Source organism: Vibrio tapetis subsp. tapetis, from assembly GCF_900233005.1.
Classification (GTDB): Bacteria; Pseudomonadota; Gammaproteobacteria; order Enterobacterales; family Vibrionaceae; genus Vibrio; species Vibrio tapetis.
This window is the reverse complement of sequence record NZ_LT960611.1, coordinates 2202425-2223681: the sequence shown is the minus strand read 5'-3', so window position 1 is coordinate 2223681 and position 21257 is coordinate 2202425. Positions and strand designations below refer to the sequence as shown.

Genomic DNA, 21257 nt, shown 5'->3' with positions numbered 1-21257 from the left:
TCCTTGATTACTTATCGGCCAATCATGTAAAAACTTTTGGTTTTTTGTATTGATTGGCCAGATAGTCAGCAATGTAATGATACTTAAACAAGTATGCCGTATATGTAAGCAATTATGATGCCCAATTTAGAATCGATGCTTATTGGTGTTGCCGAGCTCGTAGTAATAGCAGTAAAAAGTATAACCCGCCAATGACCGAAACTAACGTACCTGCTGCAATTTGGCTTGGGTAGATGGCCACTTGCCCAACCCAATCAGCAAAGGCGAGTAATGCAGCCCCGGCTAATCCTGCGATCAGTAATTGTTGGTGAGCTTTTCTCGCGCCGATCATGACAGCAATATGCGGTGCCAATAAGCCAACAAAGGCGACCGGCCCCATTGTTGCAGTGACGAGTGCGGTTAATAAGGCAGAAAGCACTAACAATAAGGCGAAAGAGAGTGAAACATTGAGTCCTCTTGATGAGGCAAAACGTCGCCCTCCTGAAATCAGTGTTAGCCATCGATGCAAGCCAAGGATCATGGTAGACAGAATGAGTACGCAAGCACATAAAAATAACGCACTGTTACCAGAGACTCGATAAGTGGAACCAGAAAGCCAAGTAAGTAGCATGTAAGAGGTTTCATTGCCTTGTGCGAGCACCAATTGGATTAGAGAATCGACCAAGGCCGACAGTGAGATGCCCGTTAATATCACAATCGAAGGGGCATAATTGTTGCGTTTTACTAGCCATAACAGGGCAATAAGTACTGCTAGACTGCCCGCGAAAGCCAGCCCCATTGAAAAGGCATTTGAATTGCTACCGTAAATTAAAAATCCAATCACTAAGAATAAGCTTGCCCCTGAAGAAACCCCTAAAATATCTGGGCTGGCTAATGGGTTATAAATGATTCTTTGCAGCACAGTACCGGCTATCGCTAGCCCCAACCCTGCACTGAGTGCCGTGAGTAATCTAGGCCAACGTTGTGCCCAATTAAAGTCGTCGGGAACGGCAAAGCGCCAAGTATCGCCAGCAACAAATGAGTGAAGTATCGTCGCAAGAATAACGAACCCAATCATGACAGCCAGAGTTTTCGCGCTAAATTTCATTTGGCTTGCAGGCAACTTTAAGCTGAGTTGATCGTTTGCCGTTAATCGTTTTCTTACCAGCCATATTAATATTGGCGCGCCGATGAGAGCCGTTGCCGTGCCCGTAGGGATAATATTAATAGAAACGAAACTTAGATTTTGAGCCAAAGTGTCGGTGGCTAACAATAACAAAGCGCCCATAAGGGTACTTAACAGTAGCTCTTTAGAAGGCGTTCGGGCACCCAAAGAGCGCGCAATATTAGGTGCGATCAGCCCGATAAAGCTGATAACTCCAACATGAGAAATTGCGGCGGATAACAGCCATAATGCGGCAATGAAAAGCAATAAAAAAGCGGGGACTAGGCTAAGTCCGCGACCTTTAGCAGTGTTATGCCCTAAACGAAGCAGAGCTAATACTCGCGGCGCGAAAAGAATAATCGGGAGTGCAATTAGTAAGTGGGGCAAGAGTTGTGTTACAGCTTGCCAACCGTTTTGAGCTAAGTCTCCAGCCCCCCAAATAAACAGATCACGAGCAAACTGATCGTTAAGTAAGATAATGCTGGTGGCTAAGGCTCCGAACAAGATATTGACCGACATGCCAGCCAAAATAACCGGTAAGCCTGAAAGGTTCTTAAAACCGACGATCAGCACAACCAGCGTTAAGCTAACAATAGCCCCAATGAATGTGATGAGTGCGCCATACTGAGCGGCGAAAGAGGGCGCCCAGACACCTACAGCCACTAGAGCCAACCAAGCACCAGAAGTTGTGCCAAGAGTGAGTGGAGAAACCATCGGATTTTGAGTCAGCTGTTGCAATAAACTGCCAACGAGCCCGAGTACAGCGCCAATAAAAATTGAGATGGTAAGCCTAGGCAATTGCGCTTCAACAAAGAGAATTTGTTCAAAATTTTGTGGTTCAAATTCTGGGGTCGTGATGAAATTGACCAGTACCGACCATTGCTGGCTAGGTGGGAGGCTACTGCCTGTCGTGATGGCAACGCCCAGTAGCAGAAGTATGCCAGCAAATAAGCAAGAATAACGGTTCAGCATTACTGAGTATCACCCTTTTGAGCCATTTGTTTTAAGCTGTCGGACAAGACTTCCGCAACATAAAGTAAAGAGATTGCGCCGCCGTAGTTCCAAGCCGGTTCGACTGCCGCTACCTTGTTATTTTTCACAAACGGCATGGCTTGCCACATAACCGAATCTTGCAGTTCTTTTTCTTGATGAAAAGGTTTGAAATAAAGAGCAAGGCCATCGCCGGTTTTGTACAAGTCTTTGACTCGTTTTTGAGTCACCCCCCATTGGCTCGCTGGCATAGGAAGAGCGGCTTCGAATCCCAATTTATTAAGCGCATACATAGCGCTTGAGTTGTCACCATAGAGGTAAATAGTGGTTGTACTCGCAAAGCGGAAAACAGAAACTTTTGGTTTTCCATTTGGGTAAAGTGCAGTCAGTTCAGTTTTTAGGTTGTCAAGTCGACGATACATTGTGTTTAATTTGTCTTGAGCGCGTTGCTCTTTTCCAACGGCAACGGCAATCGATTTAAAGTGCTCAATGGATTTATCAATGTTGTTGTGATCGGCCTTATATGTCTCGTAAACCAGTACTGGTGCAATTTTCTCTAGCTTTTCGAGCAGTGGTTGCTGGGGGCCTGCGATAATAATGAGATCGGGGTGCAGTTTTGCTAGCTCTGATAAATTGGGCTCCATGCGTGTCCCTATATCTTCAACAGAGTTAGGAATGGCTGGTTTAACCACCCACTCTCGGTAGCCATTGATATCAGGTATTGCGATGGGCGTGACATCTAGCTCGAGCAGTTGTTCAGCGATATCCCAATTTAAAGCGGCCACACGCACTGCGGGTTTGTCTAATTGATGCGTACCTAAGCTGTCGGTGACTTGAATTTGAGCATAGCAAGTCAGCGTGAAGCTCGTTAATGCAATGAATGACAAAAATCGAGTTAACATACAACGGCTACCTTATGGTGATGAGTTGGGTGGTCAATAAGCTTGATAGGGGTGGAATATAAAGATGAAAGCCGCTGCTCATCGAGTAATAGGTCACTTTCTCCTTGGAACAGTACACTGCCGCTATGCAGCGCAATCACATGGGTTGAAAAGCGCAATGCTAAGTTGAGGTCGTGTAAGATCACCAAAATGCCTTTGCCTGTTTCTTGGTTCAGCGTTTTAAGTAGCTGCAATACTTGGTATTGATGTTGAACATCCAGCGCGGATGTTGGCTCGTCTAGAATCAAAAACTGAGCTTGTTGAGCCAGTAACATCGCGATCCAAGCTCGTTGGCGTTCACCTCCGGATAGGCTAGAGGTGAGGTGGTCTTTGTATCGCTCAATACCCGTGTCATGCAGCGCTTGTTTTACAATGTCGTGATCGTGTTCTTTCCATTGCCCAAAGACTCCTCGCCACGGAAAACGCCCGAGCCGTACAACTTCTTCTACATTGAGCCCATCGACCTCTGGCAATGTTTGTGGCAAAAATGCAACGTCTTTTGCTAGCGCTTTGTGGGAATATTGCGACAGTGCTTTACCGTTCAATTGAACCGAGCCTTGCTCTGGTGAAAACTCGTTCGCAAGAAGGTTGACCAGAGTGGATTTTCCCGAGCCGTTATGACCTAAGATGACGGTAAAACCATGAGGATCAATCGTTAACTGATCGATATCTAGAATGGTTTGCTGGTCTCGAATGACTTTAATTTCCGACAATTGATACATGCATCTGTTCTTTATTTTTGTAGTGACGGGGACAGTCTGCGCATAGCTGACCACTTTTGGTTTTATAAACTAAACAGCACGATTTTCGCGGATAGTAAATGCCGTGCTCTTGCTGGTATATCGAGTCAATTCTTTGCGGTGGTAAACTCAGTGCCTCTAACCATAACTTGGCATGTTGCCTAATTTGACTGTATGAAAAATTGGGAATAACCGTTGAAGCTCGAATGCAGCAGCTAATGATTAAATCAACCAGTAAATGACGAACAAACCCAGGGCGGCAGCGATACAGTTCGTCTAATTGGAGCCTGTAGTTTTCCAATAAATGAGCCAACTGTTTGCCGACAACAGCAATTAAGTGCGGAATGTCTCCGTGTTGGTGTTCATGACTGAAAAAATGGAACCCAGCCACATAGTCGCCGTTTCGTTGTTGCGAGAATTGAGTGAAATCCGGAGCGGTATGGAATCCGTAAACACTGATAAAAGCAATGTAAACAGGCTGCCATACTGACACATCCCAAGTGCGAGAAAGCCAGTAGCTGTGTCCTGCTTCTGGTGAAGACTCTGCAATGTTCTGATAAAGATCGGAAAAAAAAGGCGGCGTTGTCTTGACCACTTTGTAGGTGGGTATCGTTTGGTGTGCCGATAGAACCGACCAAATAGGGCGAAACTTGTAAGCAGGCTTTAAATAGCTGTTCGTGAAATTCTGGGTGGTCGTCGTTCATTGTTGTCTCAAGAGCTTCATTGCATTAAAGGGATAAGCGACTAAGCACTTATCCCTTGGGTTAATTCCAGTTTATTTACAAGTCGAACTTCACGTTAAGTTCAACCGTTTGCTCTTGGCCGTACCAGCAGTTAGCGGAGTCGTAACAGGTGTAGTATTCAGTGTTAAATAGGTTGTTAGCAATAAGGTTGGCTGTTACGCCATTCAAAGAGCTATTCACTTTACCCAAGTCGTATCCAATAGATAAATCAACCAATGTGTAAGCGGGAACTTTGGCTGTATTTGCGGCGTCCATTTGCATCTCGCCAACATATCTAACCCCGCCTCCAATACGAGCCCCATCTAGTGAGCCAGTATAGAATGAGTAGTTGCTCCACAATGTTGCGGTATGCTCAGGAACATAGATAGGCGTTTTACCAATCATGGAAGTGTTACCATCTTTGGTAATTTCCATATCCGTGTAGGTATAGCTTGCTGAAACATTCAGACTCTCGTTCAAGGCTACGTTTCCATCGAGCTCGATACCTTGTGAGCGTACCTCGCCAATTTGAACCATATTTTGAAAGTTGCCCGAACCGTCAGAAACGACCATGTCACTTTTGGTGATGTGGTAGGCTGAAACCGTCGCGGTTTTAGCCTCATCGTAAGATTGATATTTCACGCCGGCTTCGACTTGAGCACCAATTTCAGGTTTAAATGCGTTGCCGTCTTTGTCTAAACCTGCTTTTGGTTCGAAGCTAGTGGCATAGTTAGCAAAGGGTGAAAATCCGTTGTCTAATTGGTAGATGCCGCCTACCCGATAAGAGAAAGCGCGGTGATTGGCTTCTGATGTCGCGCCAGACTTACTTTTATAGTCATCAAAACGACCGCCCGCAACGACGATAAGCTTATCGAATGTGATTTGGTCTTGTGCATACAGGCCTAACTGTTTCGAGTTGACATCAGTCGTACTATCGTAAACCGAATTCATTTTGTCGCGATTAACCAAATTGTTGTTTGGGTTGAAGATATTAATGGTATGAACGCCAGCTCCGCCAGAATACTCTTGGTAATTAGATGAACCGGTTAGGTCTTGGTAATCTAGGCCAAACAATAGATAGTGATCGGCGCTGTCTGTGGACACCAACCCTGAAAGTTGGTTGTCGACTGAATAGCTTTTAGATTTCTCATCTGTGCTATAGAAGTTACGGGTCAGATTACCTGTAGATGCATTCCAATTAGCGGAAGTGTGGTAACTGTTTTCTTGATACAGCTTTGAATCCATATAGCGGAAATTCTGCAAGAATGACCAGCTATTGTTGAAATCATGATTAATTTTATAGCCGGCAAGTAAGTACTCTCTTTTAAAAGTACTCCAGTTTTTGTCACCAGCGTAGGTGTTAGGAGAGATCTTACCGTTAGGGTTAGCCGTAATCATTCCCGATGATGGCAGCGCGGAGTTCATCCCCATTGATGGATCGTTTTGATAGTACAAATTGAAGTTTACAAACGTGTTGTCTGAAACGTACCAGTCCAGAGAGGGGGCAAATACATAGCGCTCTTCCGTTGTGTGGTTCGCTTGCCCATCTTTTTTACGACCAAGAGCAATAATTCGGTAAGCTATGTTGTCACCAATGGCTCCCGTTGTATCTAATGATGCTTCAAGTAGGTTTCCAGTCCCGGTGGCGACGTTAACCGTGGTCTTTGGCGTTAATTGGGGCGATTTGGCTATAATATTAACCATGCCGCCCGGAGGCATAGCCCCGTAAAGAACGGAGGTTGGGCCTTTAAATATCTCAACTCGTTCCATTGCAATGGGATCGATTTGAGGCTGTAAGTTCCACCCTGGTAGGCTCGGGAGCGCAAGGCCATCGTAGTAGCTGTTACGTGAGCTAAAGCCTCTAATTGTGAATGTATCGTACATGGTGACTGAGCCACCTTTGTTCTCCGTTATAACGCCCGGGGCATAACGTAAAGCCTGATTCAAAGATTTAACCGCGCGTTGTTCAAGTTGCTCACCCTCGATGATGGTAAGACCTTGAGGGGTTTCAAGTGGTTCTAGCGAGGTTTTAGTCGCAGTATTGCGATACGTCTTTCCTAGAACTTGAATAGTTTCATGCTGTGGCTCATCTTCGGCGAAAACGGGCATGCTGAAAGTTGATGCCACGGCCAATGCGAGTACGGAGTAACGCATAGCATGCGATTGTAGAAGGTGGTTCATTTTTACCTCTGCTAAAACTTTAGACACTGCATGCTTAGGCTTAAACCTTAACATCAATGATAATCGTTATCATTTCGGAATAATATAGTTTTCTGCTTGGGAAAAATTAACAATTTGGTGCATGTTTTACTGATAATTGACTAGATAAGGCGCTTTTGAATCGGTAGCCAGTATTCCATGTAGGAGGGAGTGGAATCTATTGAGAATCTGGTGTCATAGACTTCTAGCTCATATCCATCGACACCAAGATATTCAGAGTTGGGTAGCCAGTACAACATAAACCATTCCACTAGGTTAGCGAGATTACTGATTGGGCCGTATACCGGTAACACTGCGTAGGTTTGTTGCGGGATAGTTAGCGTAGAGAGCTGCTCCGCTATAGAAGGTTCTATTTTATCGTCATCGATAGACGCCCAGTAGACGAGACCTTCGTCCCCTAGCACGCAATGTGTGGTGTCGATAACCCCATATTGAGGGTAGACAGCGGTGTGCTGTGGGGCGAATTGGATCAACGCATGCCAGATTTCAGGGACTTTAGAACTGAAGTCAGGAGTGCTGGAAAAAGGCCCATGGATGGTGTCGTGTAAGCCGACTAACTTAAAGGCGTCTCTGTGCTCTATTCTAATTTGGCAAAAGCCCAAATCAGAGTCGGTGGGCAAAGAGAAGGTATCGGGCCTTGTGAGCGGTTTTCTGATCCCGCTGAGCTTACCTATTTTTTTATAATCTCGTGGGCTTAAACCAAAGTATTGTTTAAAGGCGCGACTAAAGCTAATTTCCGAATTGAACCCAAATGCCAAGGCCAAATCAACGATACGTTCGTTGCCTGAAAGCACTTTTTCGGCCGCGAGGCTAAGCTTAAGTTCACGCACATATTGAGCTACGCTCACACCGGTTTTAGTATGAAACACTCGTTGCAGTTGCCAGCGAGACCAGCAACTTTGCTTGGCCAAGATATCCAACGAAAGAGGCTTATCTATATTGTTATGAATATAAGATAAGATCTTGTCGATTCTGGTTAGGCTCGGATCGGAAGAAGGGTTCATCGTCAGTCAGTATGAAGTGCTTTTTCTTATGGTAACACGTTGTGAGCAAAAGTTGACCGTATGCTTTAGAGCTCAGGTTACGCTTTTTTGTACACTCTGATCACGAAATCGGCTTCACAGTCGAAGTTACCACAAGATTGGAGTTCTTGGCGCAGCTCATCACTGGCTTTCCACGCGAACGGCGTCATCTGAAGCAAGTCAAACGCATCGCCACCTTTAAGTGCCATGGTGTAATTTAGCTTTTCTTGGTGTGCCAATTGGAAACCTTCGATATTTTCAGGTGTTTCGTCATGCATGCGCACATCAGGGTAAATGCGTTCACGAAGTTGGTATAAATGACGACCCGCTGGAGTAACGGTGACAACGATGCCGCCACTTTTCACACAACGGTTCAATTCATCTGCTTTACACGGCGCATAAATCCGTAATACGGCATCTAGGCTTGCGTCTTCGAACGGTAGACGATGGCTAGAAGCGACAGTGAACTCACAATTTGAGTAGCGCTTTGCTGCGAAACGCACGGCGACTTTTGAAATGTCTAGGCCGTACGTACGTGCGTCACCTGACAGGCTAGATAAATGGCGAGCAACTTCTTGAGTGTAATAGCCTTCACCACAGCCAATATCTAATAATTGATATTGGCTGCCTTTTAGATGATCGCCACATATCGCGGCGACAGCATCACGCATAGGTTGGTAGTACCCACCGTCTAGGAAACGACGACGAGCTTGGATCATCTCTTTATTGTCACCGGGATTTTTAGAACGTTTGTGATGAGCTGGCACCAAATTGACGTACCCTTCTTTAGCAACATCAAACTGATGATTGTTCTCACATTTGAACAAACGGTCATGTTGCGACAATGAAAGGTGGCATAAAGGGCATTGATAAGTCATCACGATCTCGGGATAGAAATTTAGCGGCAGAGTTTAACAGGAAGCTAAGGTGTTCGCTAGCATCTGGATAGGCGAGAATGGGGAGGCAGGATAGGGTCAAATATGCATCTGACCCTATAAAACGACGATTAAATGGTTGCCTGTTAGCTGAAGAAATCGACTTGATTTTTTAGCGATTGAGCTTGTTTCTGTAGTTCTTCAGCACTTTTGGATGTTTGTGCGCTGGTGGCTCGGCTTTCTTGGTTCAAGCCACTTATTGCATGGGCGTTAGCGGCAATTTCTTGAGACACTTGAGCTTGTTCTTCAGAAGTCGCGGCGATGGTTTTTGCTTGCTCTGCAATGGATTGAACTTGCGACGCAATTGACTCCAATGCCGCCCCTGCTTCCTGCGCTTTATCTAAAACTTGATTGGCATTATTTTGGCTCTCGGTCATCAAGCCGACCGCGTTGTCCGTTGATGATTTTAGTTTGGTAATAATACTCACCACGTCTTGGACGGAAGTTTGAGTACGATGAGCCAGCGTTCTAACCTCATCTGCGACCACGGCAAACCCTCGGCCTTGTTCACCTGCGCGTGCGGCTTCAATTGCTGCGTTAAGGGCGAGCAAATTCGTTTGTTCAGCAATGTCATCGATCATTTTAGTGACAGTTTGGATACTGCCGCTGTCGTTGTTAACCTGTTCGATTGCAGCCGCCGATTTATCCAATTGGTCGTTTAACTGAGCTACGTCTATACAAACACCTTCAACAACATTTAGCCCTTGCTGGCTATCATCGTTTGCTTGACGAACATTTTCGGCGATACTGCCAACTTGCTGAGCAAGGGAACTCGCAGAGGTCGCCATTTCTTCAATGGCAGTAACAACTTGTTCAACTTGATCTTGCTGACGATCAGACTGAGAAAGGTTGTGGTTTGCGTCTTGAGACACGCTGCGAGAGCTGCTTTGAACTTGGTCACTTGTGTTGCGAATTTCTCCAACGAGTGTATTCAGTTGGGTGGCCATTACCGCAACACCATTACTCAAGTTGCTGATTTCATTTTTTGTCTGTTTCCCGCTATGTGGAATATTGAGGCTTACTTCGCCTTTGCCTAAACGATGCATGTAGCCATTCAACGTGGTTAGTGGCTTAAGCGTTCTATTAAGGAAGACAGTCAGTACTATTATGGTCGCCGCTGCGACTAAGGTTGCTATGACGGCGATAAGTTGTAGCAATGCCTCGCTGCCTTTGGTGACTTCGCTGATGAAGGTGCCACCCAATAGTTTCCAATTCCAACCGGGTACCTCTGTATAAACCAGATATTTTTCGCCTACGGTTTGGTTGTACTCATAAGGATAACGAATTAGGCCAGAAGGCTGTTCAAAAATTTGATAGAAAGGTTTGTTTCCTTCGTAATCTAAAACGTCAATGATCGGAGCATCGGACTCATCGTGTGTTGGATGGAGTAAGTATTGACCTTGGTTGTCTTGCGCGTTATCGACGATGATGGTGTAGCCCGTATCGCCCCAAGAGACAGAACTCAATGACTCAAACAGGTTTTGTGTAGCATTTTCGACAGGCAATCCGATGAACGAAATGCCATTCACCTTTCCTTCGTGATTCATCAATGGTGCGTAGTAAGTGATGTAACGCTGACCAAACAATTTTACTTGAGCATAGTAGGGCTGCCCTGACTTGATTTTTTGATAACCTGGGTGATTTTTTCCAAGTGTGGAGCCCACTACACGCTTATTCGATGGGTTCTTTAACGAAGTGGATACGCGAATAAAGTCGTCACCAAAAGGAGCAAAAAGCGTTGCTACCGCTCCGGTATCTCGAGTGAAACTGTCGACTAACTTAGTGTCGTCTATCAAGCTTTCACCATATTGCGTCATATTAAGGATGCTGTTCCCTTGAAACTCTACCTCGTAGTCTTCGACGTAGATCCCCGCTAGATAGCCGTTGCGAAAAGTAGATTCCAACACCTTAGCGGTATGCAAGTACGCATCAAATTGACCTGCGATGGTCTTTGCCATGGCTTCCACTTTAGATTGATGCTCTTTTAATGTGTTATCGAGCAGTACTTGGGATGCATTTCGGTATACAAGTGTGCCTACCGAACCAAACGCGACAAGCAAGCAAAGCAAAATGACCAACTTGAGTTGAAAGCCAACACTCTGGCTTTTATATCTATTGAACATGAATTTAGACCCTGTAAATAATGAGTTGTTATTAGTATTGTTGGTAGTACAAACTGACTTATGAATGGGCTCGTTGTGTTACGTCAAAAACACATTTCACATGGAGCTCAAATCTTTTGGCTGGTCGGTTCGGGTAGGTTGCAATTTTCGCAAATACCTTTTAAATCGACGCCGATACTACCTGGTAGAGCTCACTTTATTTTGTAATGAGTGCTACTAATGGCATAAGCCTTCGTTATAGGTTGCGTGTTGTATTCTACAAACTTATGTAACGAGCTTAATTGATTATTATTAATAAATAAGTTATTAAGTTTACGTTTGCTAACGAGACATAAATACAGTCGATGAATGCGTATTAAAAAGCCATAGTCTCGAATCTATAGGAAAGAGTTTAGACCAAAGAAATTTCACGGAAGGGTCAATTGTTGCTATGTATTTTATCAATTAACGCCAATGCGACCTGAATGAAGCATTGACGTTTGTGTGTAAAGAGGAGGTTAAAAGGACATTAGTCGACAGAAAGGACTGTCGTTAGTTGATGAGTTTCACCAGGCTTAAGCGTTTTTCCTGCCTCTATTGATGGTGCGTGCAGTGTAGACTCGACACACAGCATGGTAAGGTACCCATCATCTTGCATATCTGCCATACCTTGAGCGCCTTCGGCCCACGGGTTCCACAATACGGCAGAATTATGACCTTCATTTTGGACTGAAATTTTACGAGATAAAGCCATATCCTCAACACAAATCACGGATTCAGGTTGAGTATAAACTCGGTCAATTGTATCTGTGAGCGCCAGTGTTTCACCACCTTGACAGAGCGCTGCATCCTGTAAACCGTCGATGAACTCAGGGCCCATGCCTCGAGTGATCGTCTGCTTAATATCACCAATATTTAAGTAAGTATGCAGTGCGCCAGAGAATGTCCAAGGAGTCTCGTCTGTGTTCATAACATCGAGCGTGACTTTAAGTGCTTCAGAGATTTCTATATTTAGACGGGCTTGAAATTTATGTGGCCAAACTGCGTGAGTGTCTATGCTGTCTTGCAAGCCTAAGCTTACGATTACACCCTCTTCACTTTCACGATGTTCAACAAGTGACCATTCGCTTGTCCGAGCAAAGCCGTGAGCAGGTGCCGCAATACGACCAAACCAAGGCCAACAAACAGGGATACCACCACGTAACGCAGCAACACCATTAAAGTTAGCTTGCTCGCTCATCCAAATGAGATCATCTTGACCTGATGGTTTGAAAGAAACAACGTGACCGCCATGTAGGGCAATGCCAGCGGTCGCTTTTTCATGAATGACTCGAACGATTTTTACGCCATCGTGCTCAACAATGGTCACGCAGTCTGATAGCACGGTTAACGCTGGAAGTGTGTGTAGGTCCATTTCAAATTCCTAGATTTTAGATAAACAAAAAGGCGACACAATGGCCGCCTTTTTTAATCTTTCTTCAAAGAAAGTCTTTAACTAATGCTTACTTAGAGATGTGAGCGATTAGGTCAAGAACTTTGTTTGAGTAACCGATTTCGTTGTCGTACCAAGATACAACTTTAACGAATTTGTCAGTTAGAGCAACACCAGCTTTAGCATCGAATACTGAAGTTTGAACTTCACCGATGAAATCTTGTGATACAACTTGGTCTTCAGTGTAACCTAGAACACCTTTAAGCTCGCCTTCAGATGCTTCTTTCATAGCAGCACAGATTGCTTCGTAAGATGCAGCAGTTTTTAGGTTAACTGTAAGGTCAACAACAGAAACGTTAGCAGTTGGTACACGGAAAGCCATACCAGTTAGAAGGCCGTTTAGTTCAGGAAGAACAACGCCTACCGCTTTAGCAGCACCAGTTGAAGATGGGATGATGTTTTGAGAAGCACCACGGCCACCGCGCCAGTCTTTAGCAGAAGGGCCATCAACAGTCTTTTGAGTTGCTGTAGTAGCGTGTACTGTAGTCATAAGACCAGACTCGATACCGAACTTGTCGTTAAGAACTTTAGCAACAGGCGCTAGACAGTTAGTAGTACAAGACGCGTTAGAAACAACATCTTCACCAGCGTAAGTGTCTTGGTTAACACCCATAACGATCATTGGAGTTGCGTCTTTAGATGGACCAGTAAGAACAACTTTCTTAGCACCAGCAGTGATGTGCTTACGTGCAGTCTCGTCAGTTAGGAAAAGACCCGTTGCTTCAGCAACTACGTCTACTTCGATAGCATCCCACTTAAGATCTTCAGGGTTACGCTCTGCAGTTACACGTACAGTTTTACCGTTAACGATTAGGTTACCGCCTTCAACTTCAACAGTACCGTTGAAACGGCCGTGAGTTGAGTCGTACTTAAGCATGTAAGCCATGTACTCTACGTCGATAAGGTCATTGATACCTACAACTTCGATGTCAGCACGTTCTTGTGCTGCACGAAATACGAAACGACCGATACGGCCAAAACCGTTAATACCTACTTTGATAGTCATTATAGTTGCTCCACAACTTAATTTCTGAATAAAGATAACTGGTAGTAAAATTACAAAACCCAGTAAGTTTCTGCAAGCGATAATCTCGTTTAACTTGTCTAAAGTCAAAAAAAAGCGTGGCTTTTTTTAACATATCGTTGCAAATGTTCATTTTTTACACTTTTTAGTCTACATTCATCTTATTGATGAATGAGTCAACTATAAAAAGTAAAAAATGGAGGACTCGTCATATTTTGGCTTGAAAGTATGTGCTACAACCGCATTGATAAGCAAGAGTTTGTTTAAGGTTTCGTGCAAATAATGTTCAAAAATGGTTTTCTAAAGAGAGAGGTAAGAGTGAAAAAAGTAGTAAAAACAGAAGAGGAATGGCGTAACTCACTGACTAATAAAGAGTTTGAGGTTTGTCGTCAAGCTGGTACGGAAGCTCCGTTTTCTGGAAAGCTGTTGCATAACCATCAAACTGGTGACTATCAGTGCGTATGTTGCGGTTCGATTTTATTTCATTCTAGTAATAAATACGATTCTGGCTGTGGTTGGCCAAGTTTTGACTCGCCGATCAATGATTCAGCGATAAACTACATTAGCGATCACTCTCATGGAATGAGTAGAACAGAGATTCGTTGTGCTCAATGCGATAGCCATTTAGGCCACGTATTCCCTGATGGGCCTAAGACTACAGGCGAAAGATTTTGTGTGAACTCTGTGTCGTTAGTTTTCAACAATGAAAGTTAAAGTGAAGCAAATTACCTTGTAATTGAAATTTACTTTCACTTTATTGCAACTTTTTGTCAGTTTAGTTAACGAGCTTACACGATAGGTGGCAATAACGAGGGGTTATATTCGCCGTCTTTAATGTCACTGCTGATATTGTCGGCTATTTCATTGAGTGCCGCTCTTTTCTCATCACCAAATGCGTATAATCGTTGTAAATTTCGTTCGGACGTAATTGGTAGGTTAAATTCTTTGCCTACCATTGCCCAAATGTAAGCATGCTCGTATCGGCCAAGCGCTTGGTTTGTACTGGCTAAAGATTTAATTACGTCCGTATTCAATTCATCTTCTTTTGTTAACCGCAATGCATTCTCAAGTAGTGATAATGTTTTTAGTCGATCTCTATTTACGTAATATGTTGCTAATGCATATTGTAATTCTGCGGTTTGAAGTTTGCCTGATCCTTCTAACTGCAAGAAGGAACGTTTAGCATCTTCGTCTCCATGTATCCAGCGGAAGTAAAAAGCGTTGGGATCGCTGCTCATTGCAAGTTCATTGATGACACGTTCTTGTTCATCATAAGTATGCATTAATGCATTGAAACGGCGTTCTTTTAAATTGCCTTGATCGATGGGTTGGATTTGAGCTGCGAGTTCAAGGCACTGTTGGTATTCATGTAAAATGTTGTATTCTTTAATTCGTTTTTCAACCGTATTGTCTCTCAATGCATCAAAACGGTGCCAAACCAGATCTGTTCTAGGAATACGGCACTGGCCATCTCTCATGTTCAGACTCTCACAACGTAATGGGGCATTGTCTTCGCACAGTTGGTCTGTATTCTTACGGCCTTCGAGGCAGCCCGAAAGAAGAAAAGCAGAGCTGAATATTAAAAGTAGCTGTTTGTTTGTCATGGGCGTTCCGCTTGTGATCTAAAGCTCTAATTCAAATGCATATACTTGACCAGAAATACTAACTGGATATGCTCGTGATCTAAACTCATTTACTTATTAATAGGACAGAAAGTGAATGTAGAGCAACTTATTGCGTCAATGACGCCAGAGATATACGAACGATTGAGCTATGCGGTCGAAACCGGAAAGTGGCCAGACGGAACACCACTGGCGCAAGAGCAACGTGCTTCTTGTATGCAAGCGGTGATGCTGTATCAGTCAAAGCACAATCATAAGCCAGAGCACATGAGCGTAGCTGCGGGCGGTGAAATAGAGTTTAAGTCCAAGTCTGAGCTGAAAAGACAATTCGTCGATGGCGCAGATGATATCGCTAGAATGAAGATTGAAGAATAGGCTTGGTTACAGGTTACAGGTTACAGGTTACAGGTTACAGGGACTGCCTATAACCTGTAGAGCGATAGCCTGTCGGCTTGATTACAAACTCATTTCTCCACGCAGCACTTTCTGCATTTGCGCTTTCACTTCTTCATAACCCAAATTCTGGCTGAGTAAGTAATGAAGCTTTGCTAATGCGGCTTCAGGGGTCATATCGTAACCACTGATTACACCCGCTTCCTCTAAGGCACAGCCTGTTGCATACCCACCCATGTTAACTTTACCTGCCAGGCACTGGGTGAGATTAACAACAATCACACCACGCTCAGAGGCTTCTTTTAAGTGACCGAGCAATTCTGGGTTTTGAGGGGCATTACCTACACCAAAAGTCAGCAAGATCATCGCGTTCACGGGTTGTAGCAGTGTATTGCGGATCACTTCGTGAGAAATTCCCGGATACATGGTAATCACACCGATAGGTTGTGGCGTGATGTTGTGTACTTTGAATGCGCCTTCTGGCTTTTCGTCAACCGTTGCGTGACTGCTTACTTGAATATTGATCCCTGCTTCAAGTAAAGCCGGGATATTGGGTGACGTAAATGCATTAAAACCATCTGCGTGAGATTTAGTGCTGCGGTTACCCCTGATCAGTTGGTTGTTGAAAAACAAGGTGACTTCGTTGATCGGGAAGTTAGCGGCAATGTGCAACGCATTGAGTAGGTTGGCTTGGCCATCTGAGCGCAATTCAGCTAGCGGGATCTGAGAACCCGTAACAATGACAGGCTTGCCTAGGTTTTCTAGCATGAATGACAACGCAGATGCAGTATAGGCCATGGTGTCAGTACCATGAAGAATAACGAAGCCGTCGTATTTTTCGTAGTTGTCACGAATGTCATCGGCGATTTGTTGCCAATCCATTGGGGTCATGTCTGAAGAGTCGATCAACGGTTCATATTCATGGATCGTGTAATCTGGCATTTCAGGACGATGGAACTCTGGCATACGTTGCAGTTGCTTTTCCATAAAACCCGCAATCGGGACGTACCCGTGATCGGATTTTTGCATACCAATTGTGCCGCCAGTGTACGCGATATAGATGTGCTTTTTAGACATGACTTTAATGATTCGATTCGTGGGAACAGTGGCGGAAGTATAGAAGAAAGGCAGATACAAAAATAGGCGCAATTGCGCCTATTTTAATTCGTATTGAGTTGTGGGTCACTCAACCTGACAATTTAAGCAAAATGCATATTGACCACGGGGATCATTAAAGCTTGTTAGCAAGTTACTATCTTGTACTAATTGTTTAGATACAGGCTGCAAGGCGGCAGGAATTAAGCTTTCAAAGTCCATCCCGAGCGACACACTGACGTTTTTAATCAACTCTTGGATAATTTGCTCCGTTGAGGACAACGGTTCTTCAATCCAGTAGATATTATAGTCGTCTAGTTTTGCCAGTTCAGCGGCAACGTTAATCGCATCGTCAAAGTCTCCTATCTGATCGATAAGACCGAATTCGAGCGCATCTTTACCTGTCCAAACTCGACCTTGAGCAACCTTATCTACCGACTCAAGGGACATAGCACGGCTGTCGCTAACCAATCCGATGAAGCGTTGATAGCCATGTTCAATACCAAGCTGAATGGCTTCCGATGCGCCGGCAGTGAGACCACGAGTGATTCCGCTATCCGAGAATGGTGAGGTACCAACGCCATCATTATGAATGCCATATTTGTTTAAGCCTTTTTCAAACGTCGTAATCACGCTGAATATGCCGATGGAGCCGGTTAAGGTGGTTGGCTGTGCGATGATTTTGTCTGCACTCATCGAGATCCAGTAGCCACCGGAAGCCGCTAGGCTAGACATCGAAATAACAACTGGTTTACCCGCTTCACGCAGCGCAACAATTTCATTGCGAATGACTTCTGAGGCAAAAGCACTGCCACCTGGGCTGTCGACTCGAAGAACCACAGACTTCACTTTGTCGTCAATACGAGCATCGCGCATTAAAGAGGCAACAGTGTCACCGCCGACGGTTCCACGTGGTTGGAAGCCGTCCATAATGGCACCACTGGCTACGATCACGGCAATGTCGTTAGCAGATTCGTTGGATTTAGCCTGCATGGTCGCTAAATAGTCGTAGTAGCTAATGTGCTTAAAGCTATCGTTGCTGTTGTCTCCAAAGACTTCAACCAATGCCTTACGTACCTGCTGGCGTGTAGCAAGTTCATCAACAAGATTGAGATCCAAGGCCAGTTGGGCAACATTACCTTTGACACTGCGTATCTGAGCAATCAATTCATCTTCTGATGGCGTTAGGGTTTGCATTTCAACATTGCGATTTATCGATACGTCATGTACGTATGCATCCCACAGTTGGGTTAGCCAATTAGAAGCGGACTCTTTTGAAGCGTCAGACATGCTGTTTCGAATGAAAGGCTCAATGGCCGACTTGTAAGTACCAACACGGAATACATGGGTGTTGATGTCGAGCTTATCGAGCATCTCTTTATAGTAAAGCGTGTAGGCGCCATAGCCTTTTAGTAAAACGCCACCATCAGGAGAAAGATATACCTTGTCGGCATAGCTGGCTAAGTAGTATTGGCTCTGGTTGTAAAAATCACCGATTGCGTAAATTGGCTTGCCTGAAGCTTTGAATTCATTGATGGCTTTTGCAATGTAGCGAAGTTTGGTCAAGTTTGTTTCTGGCATATCACGTAATGCCAAAACTAGCCCTGAAATAGCGTCATCTTTTGCGGCGTGACGGATCGAGTCAACGACATCAAACAGGACATTTTCTTTTGGAAGATCTTTTCCAAACAGAGATCCTGTGACTGAGTCCATCGGATTGATGTAACTGCGCTGCTCGACAATAGGGCCAGATAAATTAAGAACCAGTGCAGATTCTTCTTTCACTGTTGGTTGAGGAGAATCAGCTTGAGTAAAGGCGAAATACGCCCCACCAAGAATGATCAGAAAAAATACATTAAAAATAGCCACACGGATAAAGTTGATCACTTTCCATATGCCTTTAAAAATCATGCCGATAAATTTGAATAGCTTCTTCATTTTCTACCAGTTTAGGCCTTATTAAAGATGAAGTAATCCTACGTCATATTTGTAGGGTTGAACATAGAAGATTGATCTATGTTGTAGAAATGTAAACAGGTGTTTGATATTTTGTGTTGAAGTGGATATTCTGGTCAGACCATAACTATAAACGTGAATAAGTGATGTCGCCTATGTATCCGAACCTATTAGAACCGCTTGACCTAGGATTTACTCAACTACGTAACCGTGTCCTTATGGGCTCAATGCACACCGGTCTTGAAGAAGACAAAAAAGGCATGCACCGATTGGCGGCGTTTTATGAGGAGCGGGCTAAAGGTGGCGTTGGCCTTATTGTAACCGGTGGTTTCTCTCCCAATTTACGGGGTCGATTACACCCGTTAAGTGCTGAGTTTAGTAAACCGAAACACGCCAAGGCGCATCAGGTTGTGACTGAGGCGGTGCATAAGCACGGCGGTAAAATAGCGCTACAAATACTGCATGCTGGTCGTTATGCAATGCATCCATTCGCGCAAAGCGCATCAGGGATTAAAGCACCTATCGCCAAATTCGCGCCGAGTGAAATGAGCGAAAAACAAATCAAGAAAACCATTGAAGCCTTTACTAACAGTGCCTCACTGGCTCAACTTGCGGGTTACGATGGCGTAGAAGTAATGGGTTCTGAGGGCTACTTACTCAATCAATTTATTTGTGCAAGAACCAACATGCGTTACGACTCGTGGGGCGGAGAATACAAAAATAGAATCCGCTTTCCATTAGAAATTGTCAGATCAATTCGTAAAGCCGTAGGCGAAGAGTTCATGATCATCTTCCGTTTGTCTATGCTGGATTTAGTCGAGCAGGGCAGTACGTTTGAAGAGGTGTTGTTGCTTGCGAAAGAACTCGAAAAAGCAGGTGTTACTCTTATCAACACTGGTATTGGTTGGCATGAAGCTCGAATCCCGACGATTGCCACACAAGTGCCGCGAGCGGCATTTTCTTGGGTGACGGAAAAAATCAAACCCCATTTGAATGTTCCTGTTATTACGTGTAACCGAATTAATACACCAGAAGAAGCAGAAAAAGCACTGGCGTCCGGTCATGCTGATATGGTGTCGATGGCGAGGCCTTTCTTAGCGGACCCAGAATTTGTTGTCAAAGCGGAACGCGAGCAAGCACAAACGATCAATACCTGTATCGGCTGTAACCAAGCGTGTCTGGACAACATTTTTAAAGGCAAGCGCGCCACGTGCTTGGTGAATCCAAGAGCATGTTATGAAACAGAAATTGTCGTACAACCAGCGACGGTTAAAAAGCGTATTGCTGTTATCGGTGCCGGCCCTGCTGGTTTGTCGTGTGCAACGACGGCTGCGGAACGGGGTCATGATGTTGACCTATTTGAGAAAAATGACCGCATTGGTGGCCAATTTAGGTTGGCGATGCAAATCCCGGGCAAAGAAGAGTTCAGAGAAACCATCCGCTATTTTGCTAATCGTATTGATGATACGGGTGTCAATCTCAAACTGGAAACAGAAGCCACTTATGACATTTTGGATCAGTACGATGAAATCGTCATGGCATCCGGTGTTGCGCCGCGTAAAGTAAAGATAGAAGGGATAGACAACCCTGAAAAAGTAATTGATTACCAAACCCTGATAAAAGAAAAGTCCCTCGTTGGAGACAAAATAGCGATTGTCGGAGCGGGTGGTATTGGGGTGGATGTTGCGTCTATGCTGACAGAACCTCATGGTCATGATCTTGATGATTGGCTACATGATTGGGGCATTGATAAAGAGATTGCCCACCCTGGCGGTTTGTATCCATACCCTCATGAGTCATCAGAAAAAACAGTGTGGGTATTGCAACGTCGTAAAGGTCGCGTGGGTAAAGGGCCGGGTAAAACCACGGGCTGGATACATAAACGCACGCTAGAAAAACGCGGTGTCAACCTGATGGGTGGCGTGAGTTACGACAAGATCGATGATCAAGGTTTGCATATTCAACATAACGGCGAAGCGAAGTTGCTTGAAGCCGATACGGTTGTAATATGTGCCGGCCAAGAATCGGTTCGTCCATTCCATGAAATGTGGGAAGAGATGGGCGATAAGCTACATGTTATTGGCGGCGCAGATCAGGCCGGTGAACTTGATGCCGTTCGTGCCATTCGTCAAGGTGTGAAACTGGCAATAAGCTTGTAATATCAAATAACCAGCGCATTCTTACTGGTGCCTACATGATATAAAAGGGTATTGAACCTAGAAAGGTTCAATACCCTTATTTTTTGCGCGTCAATAAATATTGAGTGTTATGCTAAAGTTAAGAAAAACAATGGAGTACTTATAATGGATGCGTTAGAACTGCTACTAAATCGCCGATCGATTGCTCGTCTTGCAGAGCCTGCCCCTGAGGGAAGCGCGTTAGAAAACATCATTCAAGCGGGGCTACGAGCTCCGGATCACGGTGGTCTCACTCCGTGGCGTTTCTTGATTGCTCAAGGAGAGGGGCTCACCAAGTTAGGCACACTATTGCACGACGCCGTAGTGGCAGAGGGTGGCGATGAAATCGCTCAAGGAAAAGCTCAGAACGCGCCGCACCGAGCACCCATGGTTATTACTGTTGTGGCAAAAGTATCGGAACACCCTAAAGTCCCTGCATTTGAACAACACTTGTCAGCGGGCTGTGCAGTGCAAGCGATGCAAATGGCAGCGGTAGCGCAAGGTTTTCAGGGTATTTGGCGTTCAGGGCCGTTAATGTTTCATCCTCATGTTGAGCAAGGCTTGGGTTTAACGGGCGAAGACAAAATTGTCGGATTCCTGCACTTGGGGACTCCTGGTTGTGAACCGATGGGTGCGCCAAAACGCGATCTTGGTAAATTTGTTGAGTACCTATAGCACTTAT

At 44.7% G+C, this 21257-nt stretch carries 17 protein-coding genes; 4 read left to right on the top strand and 13 right to left on the bottom strand.

Annotated elements, in window-relative coordinates; all coding sequences use genetic code 11:
• Nucleotides 1-139: 139 nt before the first annotated feature.
• From fhuB to gap, 10 genes are all read right to left on the bottom strand, one after another.
• Nucleotides 140-2116 carry a Fe(3+)-hydroxamate ABC transporter permease FhuB gene (gene fhuB, locus VTAP4600_RS09835; protein ID WP_102522638.1) on the bottom strand — a complete coding sequence of 659 codons (1977 nt, stop codon included), beginning with the start codon at nt 2114-2116 and terminating at the stop codon, nt 140-142.
• Nucleotides 2116-3036, bottom strand: a complete 921-nt coding sequence (locus tag VTAP4600_RS09830; RefSeq protein ID WP_102522637.1) for an iron-siderophore ABC transporter substrate-binding protein — start codon at nt 3034-3036, stop codon at nt 2116-2118. The genes fhuB and VTAP4600_RS09830 overlap by 1 nt, the downstream gene beginning before the upstream one ends.
• The gene (locus tag VTAP4600_RS09825) at nt 3030-3797 is read right to left on the bottom strand and encodes an ABC transporter ATP-binding protein (protein WP_102522636.1); all 768 of its coding nucleotides are present in this window, start codon (nt 3795-3797) and stop codon (nt 3030-3032) included. Before VTAP4600_RS09825 ends, VTAP4600_RS09830 begins: the two co-directional genes overlap by 7 nt.
• On the bottom strand, nt 3775-4410 hold the full coding sequence (locus VTAP4600_RS09820) for a siderophore ferric iron reductase (RefSeq protein WP_172443111.1): 636 nt from the start codon (nt 4408-4410) through the stop codon (nt 3775-3777). Before VTAP4600_RS09820 ends, VTAP4600_RS09825 begins: the two co-directional genes overlap by 23 nt.
• Nucleotides 4411-4594: 184 nt before the next feature.
• Nucleotides 4595-6718: a TonB-dependent siderophore receptor gene (locus VTAP4600_RS09815; RefSeq protein ID WP_102523957.1), complete on the bottom strand. Its 2124-nt coding sequence runs from the start codon at nt 6716-6718 to the stop codon at nt 4595-4597.
• Nucleotides 6719-6858: 140 nt separating this feature from the next.
• On the bottom strand, nt 6859-7761 hold the full coding sequence (locus VTAP4600_RS09810) for an AraC family transcriptional regulator (protein ID WP_102522634.1): 903 nt from the start codon (nt 7759-7761) through the stop codon (nt 6859-6861).
• A gap of 77 nt (nt 7762-7838) precedes the next feature.
• On the bottom strand, nt 7839-8657 hold the full coding sequence (gene rlmA, locus VTAP4600_RS09805) for a 23S rRNA (guanine(745)-N(1))-methyltransferase (RefSeq protein WP_102522633.1): 819 nt from the start codon (nt 8655-8657) through the stop codon (nt 7839-7841).
• A 143-nt stretch (nt 8658-8800) separates the two neighbouring features.
• Nucleotides 8801-10837 (bottom strand): methyl-accepting chemotaxis protein, encoded by a 2037-nt coding sequence (locus VTAP4600_RS09800; protein WP_102522632.1) that lies wholly within the window; start codon nt 10835-10837, stop codon nt 8801-8803.
• Between the two features lie 508 nt (nt 10838-11345).
• On the bottom strand, nt 11346-12230 hold the full coding sequence (locus VTAP4600_RS09795) for a D-hexose-6-phosphate mutarotase (protein WP_102522631.1): 885 nt from the start codon (nt 12228-12230) through the stop codon (nt 11346-11348).
• An 88-nt stretch (nt 12231-12318) separates the two neighbouring features.
• Nucleotides 12319-13314, bottom strand: a complete 996-nt coding sequence (gene gap, locus VTAP4600_RS09790) for a type I glyceraldehyde-3-phosphate dehydrogenase (RefSeq protein WP_102522630.1) — start codon at nt 13312-13314, stop codon at nt 12319-12321.
• Nucleotides 13315-13614: 300 nt separating this feature from the next.
• Between gap and msrB the strand changes: the two genes are divergently transcribed.
• A complete protein-coding gene (gene msrB, locus VTAP4600_RS09785) occupies nt 13615-14046 on the top strand; it encodes a peptide-methionine (R)-S-oxide reductase MsrB (protein ID WP_102522629.1) in 432 nt (143 codons plus the stop codon).
• Nucleotides 14047-14120: 74 nt separating this feature from the next.
• On the opposite strand, the gene VTAP4600_RS09780 is transcribed toward msrB, so the two are convergent.
• Complete coding sequence (locus VTAP4600_RS09780) at nt 14121-14936, bottom strand: DUF2989 domain-containing protein (protein WP_102522628.1); 816 nt, start codon at nt 14934-14936, stop codon at nt 14121-14123.
• 111 nt (nt 14937-15047) lie between these two features.
• Between VTAP4600_RS09780 and VTAP4600_RS09775 the strand changes: the two genes are divergently transcribed.
• Nucleotides 15048-15329, top strand: coding sequence for a YeaC family protein (locus VTAP4600_RS09775; protein WP_102522627.1), 282 nt, complete (start codon nt 15048-15050; stop codon nt 15327-15329).
• An 81-nt stretch (nt 15330-15410) separates the two neighbouring features.
• On the opposite strand, the gene ansA is transcribed toward VTAP4600_RS09775, so the two are convergent.
• Together ansA and sppA are read right to left on the bottom strand one after the other, a co-directional pair.
• Nucleotides 15411-16424 (bottom strand): asparaginase, encoded by a 1014-nt coding sequence (ansA, locus tag VTAP4600_RS09770; protein WP_102522626.1) that lies wholly within the window; start codon nt 16422-16424, stop codon nt 15411-15413.
• A gap of 105 nt (nt 16425-16529) precedes the next feature.
• Nucleotides 16530-18380, bottom strand: a complete 1851-nt coding sequence (sppA, locus tag VTAP4600_RS09765; protein ID WP_102522625.1) for a signal peptide peptidase SppA — start codon at nt 18378-18380, stop codon at nt 16530-16532.
• 164 nt (nt 18381-18544) lie between these two features.
• Here sppA and VTAP4600_RS09760 point away from each other — a divergent pair, with 164 nt between their 5' ends.
• Both VTAP4600_RS09760 and VTAP4600_RS09755 read left to right on the top strand, forming a co-directional pair.
• A complete protein-coding gene (locus VTAP4600_RS09760; protein ID WP_172443110.1) occupies nt 18545-20557 on the top strand; it encodes an NADPH-dependent 2,4-dienoyl-CoA reductase in 2013 nt (670 codons plus the stop codon).
• 144 nt (nt 20558-20701) lie between these two features.
• Nucleotides 20702-21250 carry an NAD(P)H nitroreductase gene (locus VTAP4600_RS09755; protein ID WP_102522623.1) on the top strand — a complete coding sequence of 183 codons (549 nt, stop codon included), beginning with the start codon at nt 20702-20704 and terminating at the stop codon, nt 21248-21250.
• Nucleotides 21251-21257 lie beyond the last annotated feature (7 nt).

Coding starts and splice junctions, on each gene's coding strand:
- fhuB (WP_102522638.1), bottom strand. CDS start 2,116: ATGCTGAACCGTTATTCTTGCTTATTTGCTGGCATACTTCTGCTACTG.
- VTAP4600_RS09830 (WP_102522637.1), bottom strand. CDS start 3,036: ATGTTAACTCGATTTTTGTCATTCATTGCATTAACGAGCTTCACGCTG.
- VTAP4600_RS09825 (WP_102522636.1), bottom strand. CDS start 3,797: ATGTATCAATTGTCGGAAATTAAAGTCATTCGAGACCAGCAAACCATT.
- VTAP4600_RS09815 (WP_102523957.1), bottom strand. CDS start 6,718: ATGAACCACCTTCTACAATCGCATGCTATGCGTTACTCCGTACTCGCA.
- VTAP4600_RS09810 (WP_102522634.1), bottom strand. CDS start 7,761: ATGAACCCTTCTTCCGATCCGAGCCTAACCAGAATCGACAAGATCTTA.
- rlmA (WP_102522633.1), bottom strand. CDS start 8,657: ATGACTTATCAATGCCCTTTATGCCACCTTTCATTGTCGCAACATGAC.
- VTAP4600_RS09800 (WP_102522632.1), bottom strand. CDS start 10,837: ATGTTCAATAGATATAAAAGCCAGAGTGTTGGCTTTCAACTCAAGTTG.
- VTAP4600_RS09795 (WP_102522631.1), bottom strand. CDS start 12,230: ATGGACCTACACACACTTCCAGCGTTAACCGTGCTATCAGACTGCGTG.
- gap (WP_102522630.1), bottom strand. CDS start 13,314: ATGACTATCAAAGTAGGTATTAACGGTTTTGGCCGTATCGGTCGTTTC.
- msrB (WP_102522629.1), top strand. CDS start 13,615: ATGTTCAAAAATGGTTTTCTAAAGAGAGAGGTAAGAGTGAAAAAAGTA.
- VTAP4600_RS09780 (WP_102522628.1), bottom strand. CDS start 14,936: ATGACAAACAAACAGCTACTTTTAATATTCAGCTCTGCTTTTCTTCTT.
- ansA (WP_102522626.1), bottom strand. CDS start 16,424: ATGTCTAAAAAGCACATCTATATCGCGTACACTGGCGGCACAATTGGT.
- sppA (WP_102522625.1), bottom strand. CDS start 18,380: ATGAAGAAGCTATTCAAATTTATCGGCATGATTTTTAAAGGCATATGG.
- VTAP4600_RS09760 (WP_172443110.1), top strand. CDS start 18,545: ATGTCGCCTATGTATCCGAACCTATTAGAACCGCTTGACCTAGGATTT.
- VTAP4600_RS09755 (WP_102522623.1), top strand. CDS start 20,702: ATGGATGCGTTAGAACTGCTACTAAATCGCCGATCGATTGCTCGTCTT.